Source organism: Pseudochrobactrum asaccharolyticum (assembly GCF_003314995.1).
GTDB lineage: Bacteria > Pseudomonadota > Alphaproteobacteria > Rhizobiales > Rhizobiaceae > Pseudochrobactrum > Pseudochrobactrum asaccharolyticum.
In genome coordinates this window covers 61,042-83,417 of record NZ_QNRH01000001.1, presented here as the reverse complement: position 1 = coordinate 83,417, position 22,376 = coordinate 61,042, and the positions used below count along the sequence as shown (strand labels likewise).

Sequence of the window (22,376 nt, the reverse complement as noted above, 5' to 3'; positions counted from 1 at the left end):
TCGGCTTTTGCCGTGATCGTGCCGCATTGTCCGCTAGGGTGATGCCTGCTCTATAGGTAAGAGAAAAGCCGGCCAGCTAATAGCCGGATCTGATCGCAGATAAAATAACGCAAAAGGACGACCCATGACACGCCACACCCTCTATCCGGAAATCAAACCCTATCGGGAAGAGATGTTGCAGGTCTCAGCACTGCACCGGATTTATTTTGAGGAATGCGGAAATCCGAACGGCAAGCCGGTCATTATGATCCACGGTGGCCCGGGCGGCGGCATTTCGCCGACCATGCGTCGTCTGCACGATCCGTCAGCCTATCGCATTATCCTGTTTGATCAGCGTGGTTGCGGCCGTTCAACACCCCATGCGGAATTGCGTGAAAACACCACATGGGATCTGGTTGCGGATATGGAGCGTCTGCGCACCCATCTCGGCGTTGAGAAATGGCAGGTCTTCGGCGGCTCATGGGGCTCCACACTTGGCCTCGCTTATGCCCAGACCCATCCGGAACGCGTGACCGAACTGGTTCTGCGTGGCATCTTCATGGCACGCCGCTTCGAGATTGACTGGCTCTACAGCAATGGTGCCAGCATTATCTATCCGGATCGCTTTGAAGCCTATCAGCTGCATATTCCGGAAGCTGAGCGTGGTGACATGGTCGCTGCCTATTACCGCCGCCTGACCGATCCTAACCCGCAGGTGCAGATTGAAGCTGCCCGTCGCTGGGCGCGCTGGGAAGGCTCTGCGATTTCCCTGCTGCCGGATCCGGAACGTGAAGCTGCTTTCGGACAGGATCATTTTGCCATCGCATTTGCCCGTATCGAATGCCACTATTTCCAGAACCGCGGCTTCTTCGACACTGACGATCAGCTGCTGCGTCTTGCTGACCGTATCCGTCATATTCCGGGCGTTATCATTCACGGCCGCTATGATATGTGCACGCCGTTCATCAACGCATGGCACCTGAAGAAGGTATGGCCGGAGGCTGACCTGCGTATTGTTGAAGATGGCGGTCATGCGGTTTCAGAACCAGGCATCACACATGAGCTGATTGAGGCAACACGCCGCTTTGCGAATATTCGCTAAACTCAATTTATAACCATAAAAAAGCGCCGTTTCCGGCGCTTTTTTTATTTACAACGGTTCCAGTCAAATCTGAATCGTTGGAACCGCTGTAACTATTTGTTTTTACGCATTATCTATTGCCAAAACCGGTTCCTACTTTTGGCTCGCAAATGCTATAAGGATCAAGTGCGGTTTGGTGTTGTGGCAGGCTCATCAAGGCTCTTGGCCACGCCCATAAAAGAACGCATGAAGCGCTCCATATAGCCCAGACCTTTTTCAAATTCTTCTTCACTCGGCAATGTGCTGTTCGCAACGCCTGTTTTTTCAAGCTGGGCGATACGTGCGGTCAGATCGGCGACCTGCTTTTCCAGCAGAAGTGTGCGTTCGTCATTGCTCAGCTGTGCCGGTTTGGTTTCCGCACATTCAACTTTACCTGCCTGCTCTTTACACAAAGCAAATTCACCGGTCTGACGATCCAGACGGATAATACCGGAATCAGTTTTCTCCATCGAGTAGCGCTGCATATCCTGCGCCGGAGACGGGCTCATTCCCCAAACCAGAGCTAAACCGGTAAGAGCGGAGATTATCGCACTGCGCAGGATGAGTTTCGATTTATTCTCTCTCGCCACAGCAATCGCACGACCGGAACGGTTTTTCATCTGCCATCTCCTTTGGGAACTATAGTTTTAATATGGGAGGATGCGGCACTGTTTTCCAGACCAAAAAGCGCAAAAAACAAGCATCCCCCAATCTGCATTTGAAAATTTGCAAAAGCAGCATTAACTCTTTATTAAAATTTAGTGGTAGCTTGTGACTTAATTTTGTCCTAAAAGCTGCCGGATGCGCCAAACCGGCCAGATATATAACGATGTCTGAACAACATTTCCGTTCACAACAATAGCGTTTTTCATGTCACACAGTGATCTGTCACATACAACCATCTACAAGATAGCCACGCGCGCCCAATGGGCAGCTGCAGAACAGACCGGATATTTTACCGGCGCTCCTGTCGATCTTCAGGATGGGTATATTCACTTTTCTACCGCTGACACGGTTGCCGAGACTGCGGCCAAGCATTTTGCCGGTCAGAATGATCTGCTGCTGGTGGCAGTTGATGCCTCTGCACTGGGTGATGCTCTTCGCTATGAAATTTCCCGCGGCGGCAAAGCCTTCCCGCATCTTTACGCCAATCTCCAGCTCACTGCGGTGCGCTGGGTGAAAGACCTGCCGCTCAACAGTGACGGCAAGCATCAGTTTCCGGAGCTTGAACAATGAGCGGTTTCTTTGAAAACATTGCCCGTCGCGCACTTTTTGCGATGGACGGAGAACAGGCACACGGCCTGTCTATTGCCGCATTAAAAACCGGCGTCCTCTCCAGCCCTGCCCCGCTTGACCCTGCTTTGCAACAGACGATTGCTGGTCTTAAATTTACCAATCCGCTGGGTATGGCTGCGGGCTTCGATAAGAATGCCGAAGTGCCTGATGCGCTTTTGAAACTCGGCTTTGGTTTTGCAGAAGTCGGCACCATCACGCCGCGCGCGCAGGCCGGCAATCCGAAACCACGTATTTTCCGTCTGGTTGAAGACCGTGCAGTGATCAATCGCCTCGGCTTCAACAATGAAGGCCATGAAGCCGCTTATAAACGCCTCAGCCAGCGTAACAGCTGCACCACATGCGGTATTGTTGGTGTGAATATCGGCGCCAATAAAGACAGCGAAGACCGTGTGGCTGATTATGTCGCCGGTATTCATCGCTTCTATAGCGTTGCCAAATATTTCACTGCAAATATTTCTTCCCCGAACACACCGGGTCTGCGTGATCTGCAAGCCAAAGACAGTCTGCATATTCTGCTGGAAAAAGTGCTAGAAGCACGCGATCAGGAAGCTGAAAAATGCACCCTGAAACGCCCTGTATTCCTGAAAATCGCACCGGATCTCACAGAAGAAGGGCTGGATGATATTGCCGAAGTGGCTCTCGCTCATCCGCTTGATGGTTTGATTATCTCCAATACCACGCTGTCACGCACCAATTTGCTCAATCAGGTTGAAGCAAAAGAGACAGGCGGCCTTTCCGGCGCTCCGATTTTTGAACGCTCGACTATTGTGCTTGCTAAAATGCGCCAACGCATCGGTAAAACCATGCCGCTTATCGGCGTCGGCGGTGTAGACAGCGGCGCAACCGCACTCACCAAAATTAAAGCCGGTGCCGATCTGGTACAGCTTTATACCGGTATGATCTATCGCGGCCCGACAGTGCCGAAAGAGATCGTCAAAGAGCTTTCCGCATTGGTGAAACAGGCAGGCGTCGCCAATATCTCCGAGCTGCGCGATATGGAAACTGCGGCTTGGGCAGCCAAAGATATTCCGGCCTGATTTTTTTAAAAGCTGAATATCAAAAAGCCGGAGCGGTTCTCACCACTCCGGCTTTTTCTTATCAATGTGTTGACAGCGGTTCCAGTTAAGACTGAATCGTTGGAACCGCTGTAACTGTTTGTTTTTACGCATTATCCAACGCAAAACCGCTTCGCACTTTTGCTGGAAATGCTATAATTAGCCGCTGATCTTTGAGAAATCAGCAACCTGACCGGTTACGACACGGATTTTAGCCAGCAATGCCAAGCGATTAGCGCGGATGGCTTCATTCTCATCATTGACCATCACCTTGTCAAAGAAGGCATCAACCGGTGCACGCAGCTCGGCCATTGCCGACATAGCTGCCGAGAAATCTTCCTTGGCAATGGCCGCAGCAGCTTTGGTTTCTGCCGACTGCACCGCAGCAAACAATGCTTTTTCTTCTTCATTGTTGAAGAGTGCGGCATCCACACTGTCAGCAATGACAGTGCCTTTTTTCTCTTCTGCCCCGAGAATATTGGCTGCACGCTTGGTGCCTGCCAGCAGGTTCTTGCCGTCTTCCTCATTGATGAAAACGATCAGTGCTTCAAGACGACGGGCAACCAGCAGCAGATTATCAGCATCGGCGGACAGGACTGCATCAATCGCATCGTGGCGTGCACCTTCATCCTTCAGATAGACTTTGAAACGGTCATGGAAGAAGGACAGCAGGTCAGCACCAACATCTTTTGATGCCAGACCTTCAATCAAAGCCATCGGCTTTTCTGCCTGTGCAATCAGTGCTTTCAATTCCGCACGGATATCATTTTCCAAAATCAGGCGGATCACACCAAGGGCAGCACGGCGCAGCGCATAAGGATCTTTCGAACCTGTCGGCTTTTCATCAATCGCCCAGAAACCGACAAGCGTGTCGATTTTATCCGCAAGCGCAACGGCAACCGAAACCGGATCGCGTGGTACGCGGTCGGACGGACCCTGCGGCTTGTAATGATCTTCAAGCGCGGTTGCAACAGCAGCATCTTCACCCTGAAGAAGCGCATATTTGTGGCCCATTGCACCCTGTAGTTCAGGGAACTCGCCGACAACTTCAGTCTGCAAATCGGCTTTTGCCAACACTGCCGCACGGGCAGTCAGCGTAACATCTGCGCCGACCAGCGGTGCAATTGCCTCAGCAAGCGCCTTGATGCGTGCCACGCGCGCGCCCTGCGTGCCGAGCTTGGCATGGAAGGTCACATTCAGCGAATCCAGACGCGCCATGCGCTGATCAAGCGGCTTAGCCAGATCAAGCGCGAATTTCGCAGCGGAAGCTTTCAGCTTGTCCATATCCGGCATATCTGCCTGATCGGTATGCCAGAAATACAAGGCATCGGACAGGCGTGCACGCACAACCTTGCCGTTACCGAAAGCGATTTCTTTGCCACCGTCACGGGCAGCAATATTGGAGATCAAAATGAACTTGTTGGAAAGTGCATCTGTCTCGCCCTGCTTGCGGGTGACAAAGCATTTCTGATTGGCACGGATGGTCAGACGGATCACTTCCGGCGGAATCGAGAGGAATTCTTCCTCAAATTCGCCCATCAATACCACCGGCCACTCGACCAGACCGGAAACTTCTTCCAGCAGGCCTTCGTCTTCAACCAGCTCCAGACCGGAGGCAAAGCTCAGATTGCGGGCATCGGTGAGAATGATTTCTTTACGGCGTTCAGCATCGAGCACCACATGCGCTTTTTCCAGCTTTTCGACATAATCGTCAAAGCGGCGCACGGTGATCGGCTGACCATCGCTCATGAAACGGTGACCATGTGTGGTGTTGCCAGAGCGCACGCCACCGACTTCAAAATCCACCACAACAGTTTCTTCGGTTTCAGGACCAAACAGGCAAATGATCGACTGCAGCGGACGTACCCAGCGCATCGCACCTGACTGCGCCGAAGCCTTGCCCCAGCGCATGGATTTCGGCCACGGGAAATTCTGCACCACATTCGGCACCAGTTCCGCGATAATTTCTTCCGCAGCACGTCCGGATTTGGTGATATGGGCGACGTAGAAGTCACCCTTCTTCGGATCAGAATGCACATGCGCCTGCGCAATATCGCTCAAGCCAGCTTTACGCAGGAAGCCCTGAATTGCAGCCTCAGGCGCAGAAACAGACGGGCCTTTGATATCTTCATGCACGTCTTTTGAACGCACAGTCAGACCACGAATATCCAAAGTCAGACGACGCGGTGTCCAGTAAGGCGTTGCCGCCTCATAGGTCAGACCAGCTTCAACCAGACCATCTGTGATCATCTTTTTAAGATCACCGGCAGCTTTACGCTGCATGCGGGCTGGGATTTCCTCGGAAAAAAGCTCTAACAGTAAATCAGGCATCAGCGTGCGCCCTCCGCATGCTTATTTTTTGTATTGTCCGTCCTCACTTCGTTGCGGGCGGACGGCTGTGCCGGAATTTCCTCCGAAAACAATTCTAACAGTAAATCAGGCATCAGCGTGTCTCGTTCTTGTAGTTGACGCCACCGGCATCGGTCTGAAGGAAGGCTTCACCGCATTGGCGCGCAAGATTGCGCACACGCAGGATATAGCTCTGGCGCTCGGTTACCGAAATAACACCACGGGCATCCATCAGATTGAAAATATGCGAGGCTTTAATCGCCTGATCGTAAGCAGGGAATACGCATTTGTGTAAGTTCCCTGTTGCACCTTCTTGTGGTGCACCTGCAGCGAGAACCGCTTTACATTCCGCTTCCGCATCAATGAAATGCTGGTGCAGCATATCGGTATTGGCGATTTCGAAATTGTAGCGCGAATATTCCTGCTCGGTCTGAAGGAACACGTCACCGTAAGTTACCTTGTCCTCGCCTTCGAGACCATTAAAGTTCAGGTCATAAACATTGTCCACGCCCTGCACATACATAGCAAGACGTTCCAGACCATAGGTCAGCTCACCGGCAACCGGTGAACATTCGATACCGCAAACCTGCTGGAAATAAGTGAACTGCGAGATTTCCATACCATCGCACCAGCACTCCCAACCCAAGCCCCAAGAGCCGGTGGTCGGATTTTCCCAGTCATCCTCAACAAAGCGGATATCGTGCAGGTCGGTATCAATGCCAATCGCCTTCAGCGAGCCGAGATACAGCTCCTGCAGGTTCGGCGGGCTTGGCTTCAGCAATACCTGATACTGGTAGTAATGCTGCATACGGTTCGGGTTTTCACCGTAGCGGCCGTCTTTCGGACGGCGTGACGGCTGCACATAGGCAACATTCCACGGCTTTGGCCCCAGAGCGCGCAAAGTGGTGGACGGATGCAGCGTACCCGCCCCTACTTCCATATCGTAAGGCTGCAAAATTGTGCAGCCATGCTGCGCCCAGTAGTGCTGGAGCGCCATGATAAAGCCCTGAAAAGAGCGGGTCGGATGCAGGTGTTCAGGCAATGTGCTGGTCATGATACGAGTCACGGGAAGGCCTCATTGGAGCATTCTTAGCGAGATCAGCTGTCAAAGCTGATCTTCTTGCAAATCATGCGTGGTGAAAACGGTGAAAGCTGAGCCATAACAGCTCAGCCCCGCCGAAAAACAGATAGTTTGTCCTAATTATTCCGCGTTAAACGGTCAAGGCTTAAAGCCTGATCTCAATAATTATGACCTTTTTGAAAGGTCACCGGAATTACGGCTTGGCTGCAGGATCAGCAGGCTTGGCATCAACTTTGGCTTCAGGCGCAGTGTCAGATTTTACCGGCGTAATATCTTTAACATCCGCTTCCGCAGTCTGCGTCAGACCATGTTTCAGCTTTTTCTCGATCTTGGCGAGTTCAGCCGGTTCCGGCTTACCGGCAATAGCATGGTTCCACTGGAAAGTGGCTTCCAGCCCGCGCCCTGCCTGCCAATAGGCATCGCCCAGATGATCATTGATCGTCGGGTCTTCAGGACGCAGTTTGACAGCTTTCTCAAGCTCGACAACCGCCTCATTATAGCGACCAAGCTTGTAATAAGCCCAGCCGAGAGAATCGACAATATAGCCGTCCTGCGGGCGCATCTCGACAGCTTTGCGGATCATCAGCATTGCTTCTTCGAGATTTTCACCGCGATCAACCCAGGAATAACCGAGATAATTCATCACCTGCGGCTGGTTCGGGAACAGTTCCAGCGCTTTGCGGAAATTCGGCTCGGCCTTATCCCACTCTTTCAGACGCTCATAGGCAATACCGCGCTGATAGAATACCGGCCAGTCCTGACGGGTTGGCTCTTTCAGCTCTGCAACAGCCTGATCATAGGTCTTTGCCGCATTTGCCCAGTCTTCTTTCTGCGCATAAACACCGCCCAGTGCGAGATAAGAACGGTTGTCCTTATCATTGCTGCGCAGGTTGTTTTTCAGGTGCTCAATTGCTTCATCCGGCTTGCCGGTATCAGCCAAATTGAGCGCCTGCTGCATTTCTGCATCACGCTTGTAAGGCGATTTTTCAGCAACACGGCCATAATATTGAATAGCTTTTTCCGGCTGGCGCAGCTTGGCGGCAATATCGCCCAACTGGAACAGCGTTGCGTCATTATTGGCGCGAAGTTCATTCGACATTTGCAGATAGATCGTTGCAAAGGCTTCCGCCCCGCCGCGATTAATCGCTGTGCCCAGAGAATAGAGCACTTCAGCAGCGCCCTGCTGCGGTGTACGCACCTGCGGGTCCAGCTTCTCACCGGCTTCCAGCTTCTGGCGTACTTCACGCAGAATGACACGACCGCTGAGGATCTGCTCTGCATCTTCTACGAGCTTAATCGCACCGGCTTTATCGCCCTGACGCTGCTTGAAATCTGCATAGGAATAAATGATACGCTCATAGGTATCAGGCGCAGCACTGCCGCCTTCTTTATCCGCAACAGCCTGCGCGTAGAATTTATCAGCTTCTTTGGTCTGACCGGCACTGTCGGCAATCAACGCCGAAGTGTAGGTCTTGAAAAGATCGTACCAGACCGGCCCGTCCAGCTTGGTAACAGCAGCCAATGCATCTTTCGGACGACCTTCGCCGAAGAATGTCCATGCGGTCATCAGACCTGTCGCTAAGCGATCCATTTCCGATTGCTGGGTCAGCTTCAGATTGGTACGGGCTGTACGGTAATGTTTGTCGTTAAATGATTTGATCGCCAAAACAACGCGGGAGAAACGTTCAACTTCCGGCTCGTTTTTCAATGCACGCGCGAATGGCAGCGCCTCATCCAGCTGACCGTCGGTCAGGTAAGAGAGCAGCAGGTCGCGTTTCATCGGCTGGTTTGACGGGTCAAACACCAGCGCCTGACGATAATAGGCAATTGCCACGGGAAGATTATTGTCGATCTCGGCAATACGCCCCGCCAGATAAGCCCCAGGGAAAGAACCCGCACGCGATATAATCACCGGCTCATTCTGCTCCGGCGCCTTTGCCGGTGTTGCAGCCTGAGCTGCTCCTGACATGCCCGCAGCGAAAGCCACTCCCGCCATCAGTGCGAGAACCAGAGCACGGGCTTTAACTGTCTTCCGCTGCATCGGCACTTCCCCTTAAATTCTTAATTTCCAGCCTGTTTTTAAAACAGAGAGACTATCCGGCGTTGGCATGGTTTTTATGTGACCGGAAAAGAGGGTATTCTCAAAAAACATCACTACCGGAACCATGTTCCGGTAGTGATCAATAATCAGTTTACGCGGCTGATGCAGAAATCAATAACATCAATCAGAGCATCTTTTTGCGGTGTCTGTGGCAAAGGAGCCAAGGCATCGCGGGCGATTTCACCAAAATGGCGGGCACGCTGAACGGTGTCCGCAATGGAACCATGTTTGGTCATCAGGCCGATCGCTTTTTGCAAAGCCTCATCATCATTATTGCCCTGCTCAATGGAAGATTTCCAGAAAGCACGTTCGTCTTCAGAACCACGGCGATAGCTGAGCAACAATGGCATGGTGATTTTCCCTTCACGGAAATCATCACCGACATTCTTGCCGAGGTCAGCAGCCGTGCCGCCGTAATCCAGCGCATCATCAATCAGCTGGAAAGCAAGACCGAGATTGAGACCATAGGAGCGCAGTGCCAGACGATGGGCACGCGATGCATCAGCAATGATCGGGCCGACTTCGGCAGCAGCAGAAAACAGCGCAGCAGTCTTGGCTTTAATCACGGCCAGATATTCATCTTCCGTGGTTTCCATATTTTTAGCGGCGGCGAGCTGCATCACCTCACCTTCCGCAATCACGGAAGCCGAGGTTGCCAGCACATCAAGCGCATCGAGCGAGCCGACATCAACCATCATTTTAAACGCCTGACCAAGCAGGAAGTCACCGACCAGAACGCTGGCCTGATTACCCCAGATCATCCGTGCCGTGCTTTTGCCGCGACGCAGGTCGCTTTCATCCACCACATCATCATGCAACAGGGTAGCCGTGTGCATAAATTCGACGCTTGTTGCGAGCTGCACATGACCTTCACCCTCATAGCCGAACATGGCTGCGGCGGCGAGCGTCATCATCGGACGCAAACGTTTGCCACCGGATGAAATCAGATGATTGGCCACTTCCGGTATCATCTCAACATCAGAACCGGCCTTGGACAGTATAAGCGCATTGACACGTCCCATATCCGCTTTCGTCAGATCAACCAGCTTCTGAATGGACGCCTGCTGATTTTTTTTCTCATCGAGATTGAGAACCACACCCAATGCCATATCTCCAGTTCACGCGGCCTGATAATGAGACCCGTTTTTATAGCAGCACATTATTCAACGCTGCCTTTATGCTCAAGAGTCAAATGCACCAAAAGCCCTGCCAAAGGCAAGAGTTGCCTATTGCCACACAGCACAATAAAGCACATTCCGCTGATATAAGATGTCAAATTCCTGTCAGCAAACCTATTTGTGTCCCGAACGCCCCATATACAGAATCGGTTAAAGCCGGTTTGATGAACTCAATATCAGCCAGACAGGAAACCACTGCCTCTATGTCTTCCTCGCTTCATTCCCTGCCTTACGGCGAAACATTGGACGCTTTTCATCGCGGTGCGTTCTATCTGGTGCAGCCTTCCATGAAAGGTCACCGGTCGGGTATTGATGCAATGATTTTGGCAAGTGCGCTTCCTGCAGGCTTTAAAGGCGAGGTGGCGGATCTCGGTGCCGGTGCCGGTGCTGCGGGACTGGCCGTCGCATCGCGCTGCGTAGCGACACAGGTGACACTGATTGAGCGCTCACCGGAAATGCTGCTCTATGCGGACAAATCCTGTGCTTTGCCTGAAAACGCCCACATGCATGGCCGCCTCACTTGTTTGCAGGCAGATGTCACGATGTCGGGCCCTGCCCGTCATAAAGCGGGCTTAAGCGATAACAGCTTTGACTATGTGATTATGAACCCGCCTTTTAACCAGAGCCATGACCGTGCCACGCCGGACACTCTGAAGGCGCAAGCCCATGTGATGCATGAAGGCATGTTTGAAAGCTGGATACGTACCGCCTCCGGCATTTTGCGTCCGCGCGGGCAAATTGCGATTATTGCCCGCCCCGCAAATTTGAGTGAAATGCTGACAGCCCTGCAACGCCGTTTTGGCAGCATTGCCATCACCCCGATCCATGCCAGACCGGAAGAACCGGCCATTCGTGTCGTGATTACGGGCATAAAAGGCAGCCGCGCTCCGGTTTTCCTTGCACCGGCAATAATTTTGCATAAAAGTTCCGGCCATGAATTTACGCCACGCGCAGAAAACCTCATTAATGGTTGCGACAGCTTATAAGAGCTGGCGTTCAGGAGGCCGAAGCGCATTCTTCCGCAAACAATGACTGTCTGAACCGGTCGGCGCATTGATTACAGTGCGAAGCCCGCCGGACAGATAAGGGTTGTGCATTTGCCAATGCCGCCCGCAAAGAAAGGCCGATACCGGATGACACAAAGCCAGACCAAGCGCCCCTTTTCAACGCTACGCCATTGGCTCGACAGTGAATCCGCCAGCGGTATTGCCCTGATGATTGCCGCAGCACTTGCGCTCATCGTTGCCAATTCGCCGCTTTCGAACTTCTATTTCCAAGGCCTCGAGACGAAGCTCGGCCCGTTGAGCGTATTGCATTGGATTAATGATGCGCTGATGGCCGTGTTCTTCCTGCTTGTTGGTCTCGAAATCAAACGCGAATTTCTCGATGGTCAGCTTGCCAGCTGGTCGAATCGCGCTCTGCCCGGCATTGCCGCAGCTGGCGGTGTGATTGTTCCGGCACTGATTTTTGCCGGCTTCAACTGGTCTAATCCGGAAACTATCCGCGGCTGGGCTATTCCTTCCGCGACCGATATTGCCTTCGCACTCGGTGTACTCTCCCTGCTCGGGCCTCGTGTACCGACCAGCCTGAAAGTGTTTCTGGCAACGCTCGCCATTCTCGACGACCTTGCAGCTGTTGCGATTATCGCTGTGTTCTACACCGCTGATATTTCCACGCTCTATCTTGCAGGCGCCGCCGGTGTTTTTGTACTGATGTTCATCCTCAACAAGATGGGCGTGATGCGTCTCACCCCCTATCTGATCCTCGGCTTTGTGCTGTGGTTCTTCGTGCTGCGTTCCGGCGTTCACGCCACTGTAGCCGGTGTGCTGACGGCTCTGACTATTCCGATCAAGCCTGCGCTTGGCCGACCGGATGATATGAGCTCGCCGCTGCACACATTGGAACATGCTCTGGCAAAATGGGTCGGTTTTGTGATCGTGCCGATTTTTGGTTTTGCCAATGCCGGTGTTTCTTTTGCAGGCATGAGCCCGTCCATCCTCGGCGACACGCTGACACTCGGCATTGCGCTTGGTCTCTTCTTAGGCAAGCAATTCGGTGTCTTTGGTGCCGCATGGCTGGCTATCCGTGCGGGTATTGCAACCAAGCCGATGGGTGCCAGCTGGACACAGCTCTACGGCGTGGCCCTGCTCTGCGGTATCGGTTTCACCATGAGCCTGTTTATCGGTTTGTTGTCCTTCGACAATGACCTGCTGCACAGTGAAACCAAAATCGGCGTTCTGCTCGGCTCCATCACTTCTGCCGTCTTTGGTTATGCCTTGCTGCGTATGACAACGCGCAATCGCGCTGCCAAATAACAAACCCTGTTTTCACCCGCTGTTATAATGACAGCGGGTGAACTTCACTTCTTCATCTGCTTTTCGCACCGGAGATTATCTGTGCCGTCACTTATCAGCCGTGTTATTCCGCGCCGTTTCAAATCGTCTCAAGTTGAAATTCCGGTTGTCCGGCTCAGCGGTGCCATTATGACCGGCAACAGCCCGTTACGGCAAAACCTGTCTCTTGAGGGCATTGCTAACCAGTTGGAAAAAGCCTTCACGGCAAAGCACAGTCCTGCGGTGGCGCTGAGCATCAATTCTCCCGGCGGTTCGCCCGTACAGTCACGGCTGATCTATAAGCGCATCCGTGATCTTGCTGAGGAAAACAACAAGAAAGTCCATATTTTCGTTGAGGATGTGGCAGCATCCGGCGGCTATATGATTGCTGTTGCCGGTGATGAAATCATCGCTGATCCGTCTTCCATTGTCGGCTCCATCGGTGTTGTGTCAGCCTCTTTCGGCTTTACCGAACTGATTAAAAAAATCGGCGTGGAGCGCCGCGTCCATACGGCGGGAAAAAACAAAGCAACGATGGATCCGTTCCAACCGGAAAAAGCATCAGATGTGGACCACATCAAAGCATTGCAGCTGGAAATTCACCAGACCTTTATTGATATGGTAAAAGCGCGCCGTGGTGCCAAACTTCAGGACAATGACGACCTGTTCACTGGCCAGTTCTGGACTGCGATCACCGGCCTGCAACTGGGACTGGTAGACGGATTGGGCGATATGCGTTCACACTTACGCGCCGCCTATGGTGAGAAAACCAAACTCAACCTGATACAACCATCCCGCGGATTACTGGGACGCAAGAATACCGGCGGCATTTCTCACGGTCATTTGCTTGGTGCGGCAGGCGAAAGCCTGATGAATGTGCTTGAGGAAAAGAGCCTGTGGTCGCGTTACGGCCTGTAATAGCTAGAGCGGTTTTAATGTTAAACCATTAAAACCGCTTCACACTTGTCGGAATGCGCTCTAGTGCAATCATAATTGCATCATGGTGCTGTGTTATCTTGAAACACGGAAACATCCTGCTTAAATCAGCAGGACTCTGAACTCACTCCGGAAAGGAGCCGGTATGCCACAACTGATTTTTCTGATCCTTCTGGTTGCAGCTGCGATCTATGGCTATCGCTCCTTTAAACGGGAAGCTGCCCGCGTTTCACAAAAGGTTCGTCAGGCCGAGCAGGAAGCCCGCACCGGTGCGAGCGGAACATTGGTACGCGACCCGAAAACCGGTGTTTATCGTCCGGCTGATAAAGACTGATTTCAAAGCATGCCCGACACTTCAATGTTGTATAGTACCCTGACGGCTACGGCTTATGCCAAGCTCAATCTTGCGCTGCATGTCACCGGCCAGCGTAATGACGGCTATCATCTGCTGGATACATTGGTGGCCTTTGCCGATTACGGTGATGAACTCAGCGTCTCAATTGCAGAGCAAGACAGTTTCACACTCTCCGGCCGCTTTGGTGCGGGTTTACCAGTTGACGGGGGCAATCTTGTTTTAAAAGCGCGCGATCTTCTGCGTGCGCATTTTCCGCAGCATAATACGCCTGTTGCCATCCATCTGGAGAAAAAGCTCCCCGTTGCTTCCGGTATCGGCGGTGGCTCAAGTGACGCGGCCACGGTGTTGGCCCTGCTTCACAAATTATGGAATATCCAGCCCGAACAGGCACTGCTTGAACAGATTTGTCTGCAACTCGGCGCCGATGTGCCGATGTGTCTGCATGGTCAGCTGCACGGCGGCACTCTGATCGCTAAGGGTATTGGTGAAGAACTGCAAACTCTCTCCGCTCTGCCCGTGCTGCCGCTGGTTCTGGTCAATGACGGTACGGCGATTTCAACACCACAGATTTTCAAGCATCTGCGTAAGCGCGATAATCCTGCCTTGCAGGATATTGGTGCTCGACACAGCCAGACAGACCTGTGCGATTATCTGAAAACCACCCGTAATGATCTGTTTCAGCCTGCCGCAGAAATCGCTCCGCAATTACCACAAATAGTGAAACTGTTGCAGGACAGTGGCGCAGAATATGCGCAAATGTCCGGATCAGGCGCGACTTGCTTTGGAATTTATGCCACATTATCCGAAGCGCAACTGGCCGCTGAACAGCTTCAGCAACAAAACCCGCATTGGTTTATCTGTGCCAGCACGACCTTGCCTTTAAAGCGCATTCCGAAAAGTGTAAGCGGTTTTCGGGATAAAATGCGCGTAAAACAAAAATAGAGCGGTTTCTGCGACTTAATATCAACTGAAACCGCTCGAGCTTAAAGGAGCCAGCCTATGTCTGATACTGTTAAGACTGAGCGTCCATTCATACCGGTTGGTATTGCCGTTCTCACAGTATCGGACAGCCGCACTTTGGAAACCGATACATCCGGTGCCTATCTGGCATCCCGCATCACGGAGGCAGGTCATCAGCTGCGTGACCGTCAGATTGTGACCGATGATGCAGAGCAAATCCGCGCGCTGGTTATGCAATGGTCAAAAAATCCGGAAATAGATGTCGTGATCACGACCGGCGGCACCGGCTTTACCGGTCGCGATGTTACCCCTGATGCGCTGGAACCGGTTTTTGATAAAAAGATGGAAGGCTTCTCCGTCATCTTCCATCAGATGTCCTATGCCAAAATCGGCACATCGACGATCCAGTCCCGCGCCACAGCAGGCCTGATCAACCAGACTTTTGTATTTGTATTGCCGGGTTCCGGCGGGGCGTGCCGCGACGCATGGGAAGGTATTCTCGCCCAGCAACTCGACTATCGCCATCGCCCGTGTAATTTTGTTGAAATCATGCCGCGTCTTGATGAGCACCTGAAGCGTAAAAGCTGACCATAAAATAAGTTCTTGCTTTGTTCCTTATTTCGGATTAAATTTTAAAGTACAAACGGCGTAACAGAGTCGCATATATCGCGCCGTATAAAATTCCACATCCCGATTATTTTGCTCCGGTTATGCCTCTGCATTTCCGGCAAGGAGAAAGCTATGGCAATTTTACAGGAGGTTTTCGAACCGGCTGATCAGGCTGTTTTCTCCAGCAAAGCAGTTTTCGGTTCCGAGCGCACAGATCATGCCAATGCCATCATTGATGGTACGGGCTTGCGTATTGATCACAGCCGTCGGCGCGGACGTGGCGCAGGGATCAATCCCTCCGGTCGCTTTGAAAGCCAAACACGCATCGACAGCGATGACGGCTGGAACTCTCTTGAAGAAATGGAAGCGTTTAAAACCGAAGTCCAGATTGAAAAGCCGCGCAGCATTATTACGCGCAATGACTCACCGGATATCAATTTCGACCGCTCCGTTAATCCGTATCGCGGATGTGAGCATGGTTGCATCTATTGTTTCGCCCGCCCTTCTCACAGCTATATGGGGCTGTCCGCCGGTCTGGACTTTGAAACCAAATTATTTGCCAAACCGGATGCCGCACGGCTTCTGGAAAAAGAACTGTCCAAGTCCGGCTATATACCGAAAACCATTGCCATTGGCAGCAATACAGACCCTTATCAGCCGGTTGAGAAGAAAATGCGCATCATGCGCGATATTCTCGGCGTTCTGGATGCCGCCAATCATCCGGCCGGCATCATCACCAAATCTGCACTGGTCACCCGTGATATTGATATCCTCAGCTCAATGGCTGAGCGTGGATTGGCCAAAGTCGCCATCTCGGTCACGACGCTGGATGCCAAACTGGCACGCAATATGGAGCCGCGTGCCTCTACACCAACCTTACGCTTACAGGCTGTGCGTCAGTTAAGTGAAGCGGGTATTCCGGTATCTGTCCTGCTTGGCCCTGTCATTCCGGGGATCAATGATCATGAGATTGAGCGTATCCTCGATTCCGCCTATGCGATGGGTGCACGTGAGGCCGGTTATGTGCTTTTGCGCCTGCCTTATGAAGTAGCTCCTTTATTCAAGGATTGGCTATTGCAGCATTTCCCCGATCGCTACCGCCATGTCATGTCACTGCTTCGCTCGATGCGCGGCGGTAAGGACTATGATGCCGAGTGGGGCAAGCGTATGCGCGGCGAAGGCCCTTATGCATGGCAGATTGGTCGCCGCTTTGAAATCGCCTGTAAAAAGCACGGACTGAATGTGCATAAGTTCCGTCTGCGCTGCGATCTGTTCACGCCACCACAGACAAATGGTGTTCAGCTCTCGCTTTTCTGATCTGCCCTCCAGCAGATAAGTGCTGTCGTCTTTCCTTTTGCCGACAGCCTGCCACATCATTCGCCCCCTCTTGTGATGTGGTCTTGCGGAGTTTCAGTTTGGATGCAATCTCAGCCTATGAGCAAAGCACCATCTGATTCTCCGCTTTTTTCTAAAAAGCAGTCCAAATCATCAGCTGATAAATCTGTAGTTTTCACACCTGATTACAGCCATGAGCAACAATTACAGGCGCAAGGTTTTCGGCTGATTGCCGGTCTTGATGAAGTCGGGCGCGGCCCGCTTGCAGGCCCTGTTGTCGCCGCTTGCATTATCCTTGATCCGGACAATCTTCCGGAAGGTCTGGATGACTCTAAAAGGCTGACAGCAGCAAAACGTAATCTGCTCTTTGATAATATCATGGATAAAGCCGTTGCTATCAGTCTGTGCAGCCTCAGTGCCGAGACGATTGATCGAAGCAACATTCTGGCCGCATCATTACTGGCGATGAAGCGCTGTGTTGATGCGCTCACCATGCAGCCTGACTATGCTTTGATCGATGGTAATAAAACGCCATCCGGCTTGCCCTGCCCTGCCATGACACTGGTAAAGGGCGATCAGCGCTCCCTGACCATTGCCGCCGCTTCCATTATCGCCAAAGTCACCCGTGACCGGATGATGGAGCGTGCAGGGCTTATTCATCCGGTTTATGGGCTTGAGAAACATGCGGGCTATGGCACCGCAGCGCATCGGCAGGCAATTGAGGATCAAGGGCCTATCGCAGGGCTGCACCGTTACAGCTTCGCACCAATTAAAGGACGCTGGATTTCCGGCTAAAGCATGTCGCGCTCAAATGTATTCATTTGAGCTACCGCGAACATGCGATAATTAAAAGAATTGAGACGCGAGCGCAGTGGGTACGATTAAACGCAACATGCTCTAGCAATCACGACGAATGAACGGCCACCTGAAGCGGAGCTCATACTCCCGCTTTTTCTCAAACTTTGATACTCACCCACAACGCCAAAGCTCAAGACAAACAAAAAACGCCGCATAAAGCGGCGTTTTTTATTCATACAATGAGATACTTAATTCAGATTGTTTTTAACCTGTTCCAGCGAAGACTTGAACATCTCACCGGCAGTTTTAGCATCCATCTTGTCAGCGATGAGCGAACCGGCAGCAGCAACAGCAATTTCTACTGCGGATGCACGAACCTGATTAACAGCATCGGCTTCAGCCTGAGCGATTTTCTGTTCAGCCAGCTTATTACGGCGAACAATGTAATCTTCCGACTTTTCTTTTGCTTCAGTCAGGAGAGCAGCAGCTTCGCGCTGAGCGCTCGCAACGATTTCGCTGGCTTCTTTTTCTGCTTCTTTGCGCTTGCGGTGATATTCAGCAAGCAGAGCCTGAGCTTCTTCACGCAGTGTGCGTGCTTCGTCCAGTTCTTTGGCGATGTTAGCGGCACGCTCATCAAGCGAACGACCCATCATAGCCGGAACTTTGAGATAGACTAAGATCGCGAGGAAAATGACCAGACCAATCAGGGCCCAAAATGTTGCGTCCATAACGGTCTCCCTTACGCTCTTACAGCTTTAACAGCAGCAGCAATCTCAGCCTTGTCGGACTTGCCGCCAAGCAGCTTTTCAACGATTTCTGCAGTTGTTACTTCAGCAATCGAACCGAGATCACTCATCGCTTTTTCCTTGATGGAAGCGATGCGGCTTTCAGCTTCAGCTAATTTCTTTTCAAGCGATGCTTCAACGGCTTTGCGTTCAGCATCAATATCATTTTTAGCCTTGTCACGGGCTTCCTGACCGATGACAGCCGCGCTTTTGCGGGCTTCAGCCAGTTCCTGCTCGTATGCAGCAATTGCATTGTCAGCATCGGTTTTCAGACGTGCAGCCTGTTCCAGATCCTGGGCAATACGATCACGACGCGTTTCGATCACACCACCGATACGTGGCAGTACAACGCGCGACATGAACAGATAGAACAGCCCGAAGGTAATCGCGAGCCAGAGCAGCTGCGATGCAAAATGGGTGGAATCAAATGGTGGAAACACGCCTTTACCGGCATCATGCGCCACACCTGTTTCAGTGTGCACAACAGAGTTGCCACTGTCAGCTCCCGACACTGGTGCCGGCTGAGAGTCAGTTGCGGTTTGGGCAAACGCCGTGGACACGAACATCCATTTTCCCCTTATCACTCAGGCTTAATAAAAGATAACCAGCCGCATATGCTTTTAGTCCTTAAAAGGAAATTTGCATATGCGGCCGATTTAATCCGGCAGCTTAAATATTAAACTGCGAACAGGAGCAGAAGCGCGATGAGCAGCGAGAAGATGCCCAGAGCTTCAGTTACCGCGAAGCCGAATACCAGACGGCCGAACTGGCTGTCAGCGGCAGACGGATTGCGCAGTGCGCCCGAAAGAAAGCTACCGAAAATGTTGCCGAGGCCGAGAGCCGTACCGGCCAGACCGAAACAGGCGAGACCTGCGCCGATGTACTTTGCTGCTTCCGCTTCCATGTTAAGCTCCTTCTGGATTGATATAAATGCGGATTTCAGTTCTGGCGGAAACCCGCCGGTGATATTTCAGAGCGACCTGTAAAACATTGATAAACTAACAATGACAATACAGAGCCTGATTTCAGGATAGGCAAGGCTACTGTCCGAAACCGGACAGCAGCAATTTCAGTTAGTGACCGTCCGGATGAACTGCATCATTGATATACATGCAGGTCAGAACAGTGAAGACGTAGGCCTGCAGGAATGCGACCAGGAATTCCAGACCGGTGATAGCAACGGTCATAAACAGAGGCAGAATTGCACCGCCTACACCGATCGGACCCAGCGCAGCCATGGATACCACGAAACCTGCGAAAATCTTTACGGTGATGTGGCCAGCCAGCATACTAGCGAAAAGACGCACAGAAAGGCTGATCGGACGAGACAAGAAGGAAATGATTTCGATTGCGGACACAAGCGGGATGATGGCCAGCGGAACACCATTTGGCACGAACAGCTTGAGGAAGCGCACACCATGCTTGAAGAAACCATAGATAATCACTGTACCGATGACCAGCAGCGCCAGCGCAAAAGTAACAATGATCTGACTGGTTACGGTATAGAAATACGGGAAAAGGCCGATGAAGTTTGCTACAAGAATGAATGTGAACAGTGAGAACACAAACGGGAAGAACTTCATACCCTTAGAACCGGCTGAATCCCGTAGTGAGGACGCAACAAATTCGTAAGCCATTTCAGAAACCGACTGCAATCTTGTTGGTACAAGACCACGACCAGCTGATGTCAGAAACAGAAAAGCGGAAGCGGTTACGACAGTCAACACCATAAAGGCGGACACATTCGTAAACGACAGATCAACACCGCCGACATCGATAGGAATCCATCTGGAGACCTGAAACTGATGGATCGGATCGTTTGCCACCTTAACCTCACCTGTAACCCATGCCCGAAGGCGTTTCATTCATGCCCGAGGGCGCTTTGCAACCGTGATGCCAACGGCTCACAATCTTTAAATCATGAGACACCGGCTCACGATCTTTTCAGCACAATCAAACAAATGTGTTTGAGCCGTACCGTTGCCTTTACAGGCTTATTCACTACTGTGCATATCAGAGATAACTCTTATGCACATTATTTTTTGTCCTGTTGCTTTCTCTCCACATTAATGCCGCTTTCTGCGACATATCCTGCGGAACGTAAAACATTCAGAGTACCGGCTCCGAATCCCAAAAAGAGAAAGATAATCAATCCCCACGGGTTCGTACCCAAAACACGATCAAAAAACCAACCTAAAACCGCACCAACCACGATACCAGCAATAAATTCGCTGGATAATTTCATGGCCTGCGCCATAGACGTTGCGTTTTTCTCAGCCTGTTCGTCTTTTTTAGATTTCTCACCTACACCTTTGGCGGCCAGATGGCTTCCAAGTTTTTGCAGACGATCATCCAGACTTGCCCCAGTATCGGACTGAATACCGGCCTGCGCCGGAGCATCAGCTTTGCTCGCCACATCATCGGAATGCTGAGGCTTTTCGGGTATATTCCCGACTGCCATTCATGCCTCCTTTGGCAAGAAAACTGAGGTTTTCACCCCACTGTGAAGTCGGCCGCAACATATTAACAGCCAAGTCATTCGTCAAGGCACTGTCTGCATAGAAGTTGAAGGTTTTTTCTACTTTTAAATCATATACTTAACAGGCAACAATGCGAAGCGGGTCTTAAATCCCGCCTCGACCTCTGTTTTTAGGCACCGAATCCCTGAGAGATCAGCTCCAGCCGCCACCATAAGTACGGTAGAAAACATGCAGCCCGATTTTCTTGACTTTTTCCATCGTTGAAGCCCAGCGAGGACGCACATAAGTCGCGTGATAATGCGTAGCTGACCCCACTTCCGGCAGCCAGATCTGGCCATCTGTGACAGCCTTTGCAACCTGCTGCGCCATGCGCCAATGACCCATTTCTGTCACACGATGCTTCTGCCCGTCACAGGCGAAAGAAAACTGACAGGCATTGCGCCAGTCTTTGTTCTGATAGACTACGCCGCAAATCGTTGACGGATAGGCCGGATTGCGCACACGATTGAGAATAACCTGACCAACTGCCGCCTGCCCTTTAACCGGCTCGCCGCGTGCTTCAAAATAAATACCTTCAGCCAGACATTTCTGCTCTGCCGCGCTGAACACAAGCGGCGGCAATGGTGTTGCTGCCCAACTGTGATCGCGTACACTGATTGGCGGAATAAAACGGCCATTGTCTTTTTCCGGCACCAGAATGCTTTCGAAAGGTGAGGTCTTGGCATAATCCGGTTTTGCGGGCGCATAACCCAGCGCCAAAACATCCGGTGTATCATTGGTAATAAGGGAAGCGAGTGCCGTTGGCACAGCCACGGTCTGCTTGATCTCAGGACGATGGAAAGCCAGCGCGATCTCAACTTCCTTGCCGCGCAGCGGGCCCTTAACAAAAGCGGATTTGACGTCTTTTTTACCGGCAACCGGCTGCATCAGCCTGGGACTCACCTGAGCAACGCCCTCGGCGAGCGATCCCGCATTAAACATACGTGCCGGTGCCTTGGTCTGGACGGAAACAAGACGCCCCTGTTTGTCGGAGCGGCTGACGCGTTTCTCATCAGGGTTCGGATCATTAACACCAAGCTTGCCACCAGCAACGCGGCCACTCAGTACAACGCGACCGATGCCTTCAATATCGGCAGCAGCACTCAGGCTGCCTGTGACTACAGACGAATCAACAAACGGCATTTCAGCCTTGTGTATGGAACCGGCAGGAGCATCCACCATATAGGTCGCCCAGCGATTGCCGGACTGCTCACTGAGGCTCAGCATACTGGCCATATCCTGATAGGCGATAACATTACTGGAATAGAAAAACAGCCCTACTCCGGCCAGTAGTTTGGGCAGCGTTGAAGAGCGTCGTTTTTGCTTAACGGTCACAGCGACCGGATAATAGCGGCCGTCCTGCGGGCAGTAACCTTCTGTAGGATAATACCAGACCTGTGCTGGCTCATTGCCGGATCGGCCAAACAAGGCCTGCAAAGCTTTACTACGCACCGGAATACTCCACTCACTCAACAAAACGACTATGGTCAGATAATGATCTATTAACCTTGATGCTTCGTTAACGCGGAGACGTTTAGCCATTGATTTTATTTATTAATTTTAAATTAATACTCGCATTACAGCATA

General features: G+C 51.9%; 22 protein-coding genes. 11 read left to right on the top strand and 11 right to left on the bottom strand.

Annotated elements, in window-relative coordinates:
- Positions 1 to 124: 124 nt before the first annotated feature.
- Entirely contained in the window at positions 125 to 1,081 is a 957-nt protein-coding gene (gene pip, locus DFR47_RS00380) for a prolyl aminopeptidase (RefSeq protein WP_113942454.1), read from the top strand.
- Positions 1,082 to 1,242: 161 nt separating this feature from the next.
- Here the strand turns inward: pip and DFR47_RS00375 are convergent, their stop codons facing one another.
- Positions 1,243 to 1,719: a hypothetical protein gene (locus DFR47_RS00375; RefSeq protein WP_113942453.1), complete on the bottom strand. Its 477-nt coding sequence runs from the start codon at positions 1,717 to 1,719 to the stop codon at positions 1,243 to 1,245.
- 250 nt (positions 1,720 to 1,969) lie between these two features.
- Here DFR47_RS00375 and DFR47_RS00370 point away from each other — a divergent pair, with 250 nt between their 5' ends.
- On the top strand, positions 1,970 to 2,335 hold the full coding sequence (locus DFR47_RS00370) for a DUF952 domain-containing protein (RefSeq protein WP_210207237.1): 366 nt from the start codon (positions 1,970 to 1,972) through the stop codon (positions 2,333 to 2,335).
- Entirely contained in the window at positions 2,332 to 3,432 is a 1,101-nt protein-coding gene (locus tag DFR47_RS00365; RefSeq protein ID WP_113942452.1) for a quinone-dependent dihydroorotate dehydrogenase, read from the top strand. Before DFR47_RS00370 ends, DFR47_RS00365 begins: the two co-directional genes overlap by 4 nt.
- 177 nt (positions 3,433 to 3,609) lie before the next feature.
- Here the strand turns inward: DFR47_RS00365 and glyS are convergent, their stop codons facing one another.
- The 4 genes from glyS to DFR47_RS00345 all read right to left on the bottom strand — a co-directional run bounded on the left by glyS (position 3,610) and on the right by DFR47_RS00345 (position 10,084).
- Complete coding sequence (gene glyS, locus DFR47_RS00360) at positions 3,610 to 5,781, bottom strand: glycine--tRNA ligase subunit beta (protein ID WP_113942451.1); 2,172 nt, start codon at positions 5,779 to 5,781, stop codon at positions 3,610 to 3,612.
- A gap of 112 nt (positions 5,782 to 5,893) precedes the next feature.
- Positions 5,894 to 6,829 (bottom strand): glycine--tRNA ligase subunit alpha, encoded by a 936-nt coding sequence (locus DFR47_RS00355; protein WP_210207257.1) that lies wholly within the window; start codon positions 6,827 to 6,829, stop codon positions 5,894 to 5,896.
- Between the two features lie 244 nt (positions 6,830 to 7,073).
- Complete coding sequence (locus tag DFR47_RS00350) at positions 7,074 to 8,921, bottom strand: tetratricopeptide repeat protein (protein ID WP_113942449.1); 1,848 nt, start codon at positions 8,919 to 8,921, stop codon at positions 7,074 to 7,076.
- 146 nt (positions 8,922 to 9,067) lie between these two features.
- Positions 9,068 to 10,084, bottom strand: coding sequence for a polyprenyl synthetase family protein (locus tag DFR47_RS00345; protein ID WP_113943142.1), 1,017 nt, complete (start codon positions 10,082 to 10,084; stop codon positions 9,068 to 9,070).
- 278 nt (positions 10,085 to 10,362) lie between these two features.
- Between DFR47_RS00345 and DFR47_RS00340 the strand changes: the two genes are divergently transcribed.
- From DFR47_RS00340 to DFR47_RS00310, 8 genes are all read left to right on the top strand, one after another.
- A complete protein-coding gene (locus DFR47_RS00340) occupies positions 10,363 to 11,145 on the top strand; it encodes a tRNA1(Val) (adenine(37)-N6)-methyltransferase (protein WP_113942448.1) in 783 nt (260 codons plus the stop codon).
- 147 nt (positions 11,146 to 11,292) lie between these two features.
- Entirely contained in the window at positions 11,293 to 12,474 is a 1,182-nt protein-coding gene (nhaA, locus tag DFR47_RS22045; protein WP_245416393.1) for a Na+/H+ antiporter NhaA, read from the top strand.
- Between the two features lie 81 nt (positions 12,475 to 12,555).
- Positions 12,556 to 13,410, top strand: a complete 855-nt coding sequence (locus tag DFR47_RS22040; protein ID WP_245416392.1) for a S49 family peptidase — start codon at positions 12,556 to 12,558, stop codon at positions 13,408 to 13,410.
- Between the two features lie 163 nt (positions 13,411 to 13,573).
- The gene (locus DFR47_RS00330; RefSeq protein ID WP_022711138.1) at positions 13,574 to 13,762 is read left to right on the top strand and encodes a membrane protein; all 189 of its coding nucleotides are present in this window, start codon (positions 13,574 to 13,576) and stop codon (positions 13,760 to 13,762) included.
- A gap of 9 nt (positions 13,763 to 13,771) precedes the next feature.
- Positions 13,772 to 14,725: a 4-(cytidine 5'-diphospho)-2-C-methyl-D-erythritol kinase gene (locus tag DFR47_RS00325; RefSeq protein ID WP_245416391.1), complete on the top strand. Its 954-nt coding sequence runs from the start codon at positions 13,772 to 13,774 to the stop codon at positions 14,723 to 14,725.
- 57 nt (positions 14,726 to 14,782) lie between these two features.
- Positions 14,783 to 15,331 carry a molybdenum cofactor biosynthesis protein B gene (moaB, locus tag DFR47_RS00320; RefSeq protein WP_113942446.1) on the top strand — a complete coding sequence of 183 codons (549 nt, stop codon included), beginning with the start codon at positions 14,783 to 14,785 and terminating at the stop codon, positions 15,329 to 15,331.
- 153 nt (positions 15,332 to 15,484) lie between these two features.
- The gene (locus DFR47_RS00315) at positions 15,485 to 16,669 is read left to right on the top strand and encodes a PA0069 family radical SAM protein (protein WP_113942445.1); all 1,185 of its coding nucleotides are present in this window, start codon (positions 15,485 to 15,487) and stop codon (positions 16,667 to 16,669) included.
- A 117-nt stretch (positions 16,670 to 16,786) separates the two neighbouring features.
- On the top strand, positions 16,787 to 17,482 hold the full coding sequence (locus tag DFR47_RS00310; RefSeq protein ID WP_113942444.1) for a ribonuclease HII: 696 nt from the start codon (positions 16,787 to 16,789) through the stop codon (positions 17,480 to 17,482).
- A gap of 251 nt (positions 17,483 to 17,733) precedes the next feature.
- On the opposite strand, the gene DFR47_RS00305 is transcribed toward DFR47_RS00310, so the two are convergent.
- From DFR47_RS00305 to DFR47_RS00280, 6 genes are all read right to left on the bottom strand, one after another.
- Positions 17,734 to 18,213, bottom strand: coding sequence for a F0F1 ATP synthase subunit B (locus tag DFR47_RS00305; RefSeq protein ID WP_113942443.1), 480 nt, complete (start codon positions 18,211 to 18,213; stop codon positions 17,734 to 17,736).
- Between the two features lie 11 nt (positions 18,214 to 18,224).
- Positions 18,225 to 18,836, bottom strand: a complete 612-nt coding sequence (locus tag DFR47_RS00300; RefSeq protein WP_113942442.1) for a F0F1 ATP synthase subunit B — start codon at positions 18,834 to 18,836, stop codon at positions 18,225 to 18,227.
- Positions 18,837 to 18,946: 110 nt separating this feature from the next.
- Positions 18,947 to 19,174, bottom strand: a complete 228-nt coding sequence (locus DFR47_RS00295; RefSeq protein WP_113942441.1) for a F0F1 ATP synthase subunit C — start codon at positions 19,172 to 19,174, stop codon at positions 18,947 to 18,949.
- A 169-nt stretch (positions 19,175 to 19,343) separates the two neighbouring features.
- Positions 19,344 to 20,096, bottom strand: a complete 753-nt coding sequence (locus tag DFR47_RS00290) for a F0F1 ATP synthase subunit A (RefSeq protein ID WP_113943141.1) — start codon at positions 20,094 to 20,096, stop codon at positions 19,344 to 19,346.
- A 209-nt stretch (positions 20,097 to 20,305) separates the two neighbouring features.
- Positions 20,306 to 20,731: an AtpZ/AtpI family protein gene (locus DFR47_RS00285; RefSeq protein WP_113942440.1), complete on the bottom strand. Its 426-nt coding sequence runs from the start codon at positions 20,729 to 20,731 to the stop codon at positions 20,306 to 20,308.
- Between the two features lie 211 nt (positions 20,732 to 20,942).
- Positions 20,943 to 22,241 carry a cell wall hydrolase gene (locus DFR47_RS00280; protein WP_113942439.1) on the bottom strand — a complete coding sequence of 433 codons (1,299 nt, stop codon included), beginning with the start codon at positions 22,239 to 22,241 and terminating at the stop codon, positions 20,943 to 20,945.
- Positions 22,242 to 22,376: the final 135 nt, after the last annotated feature.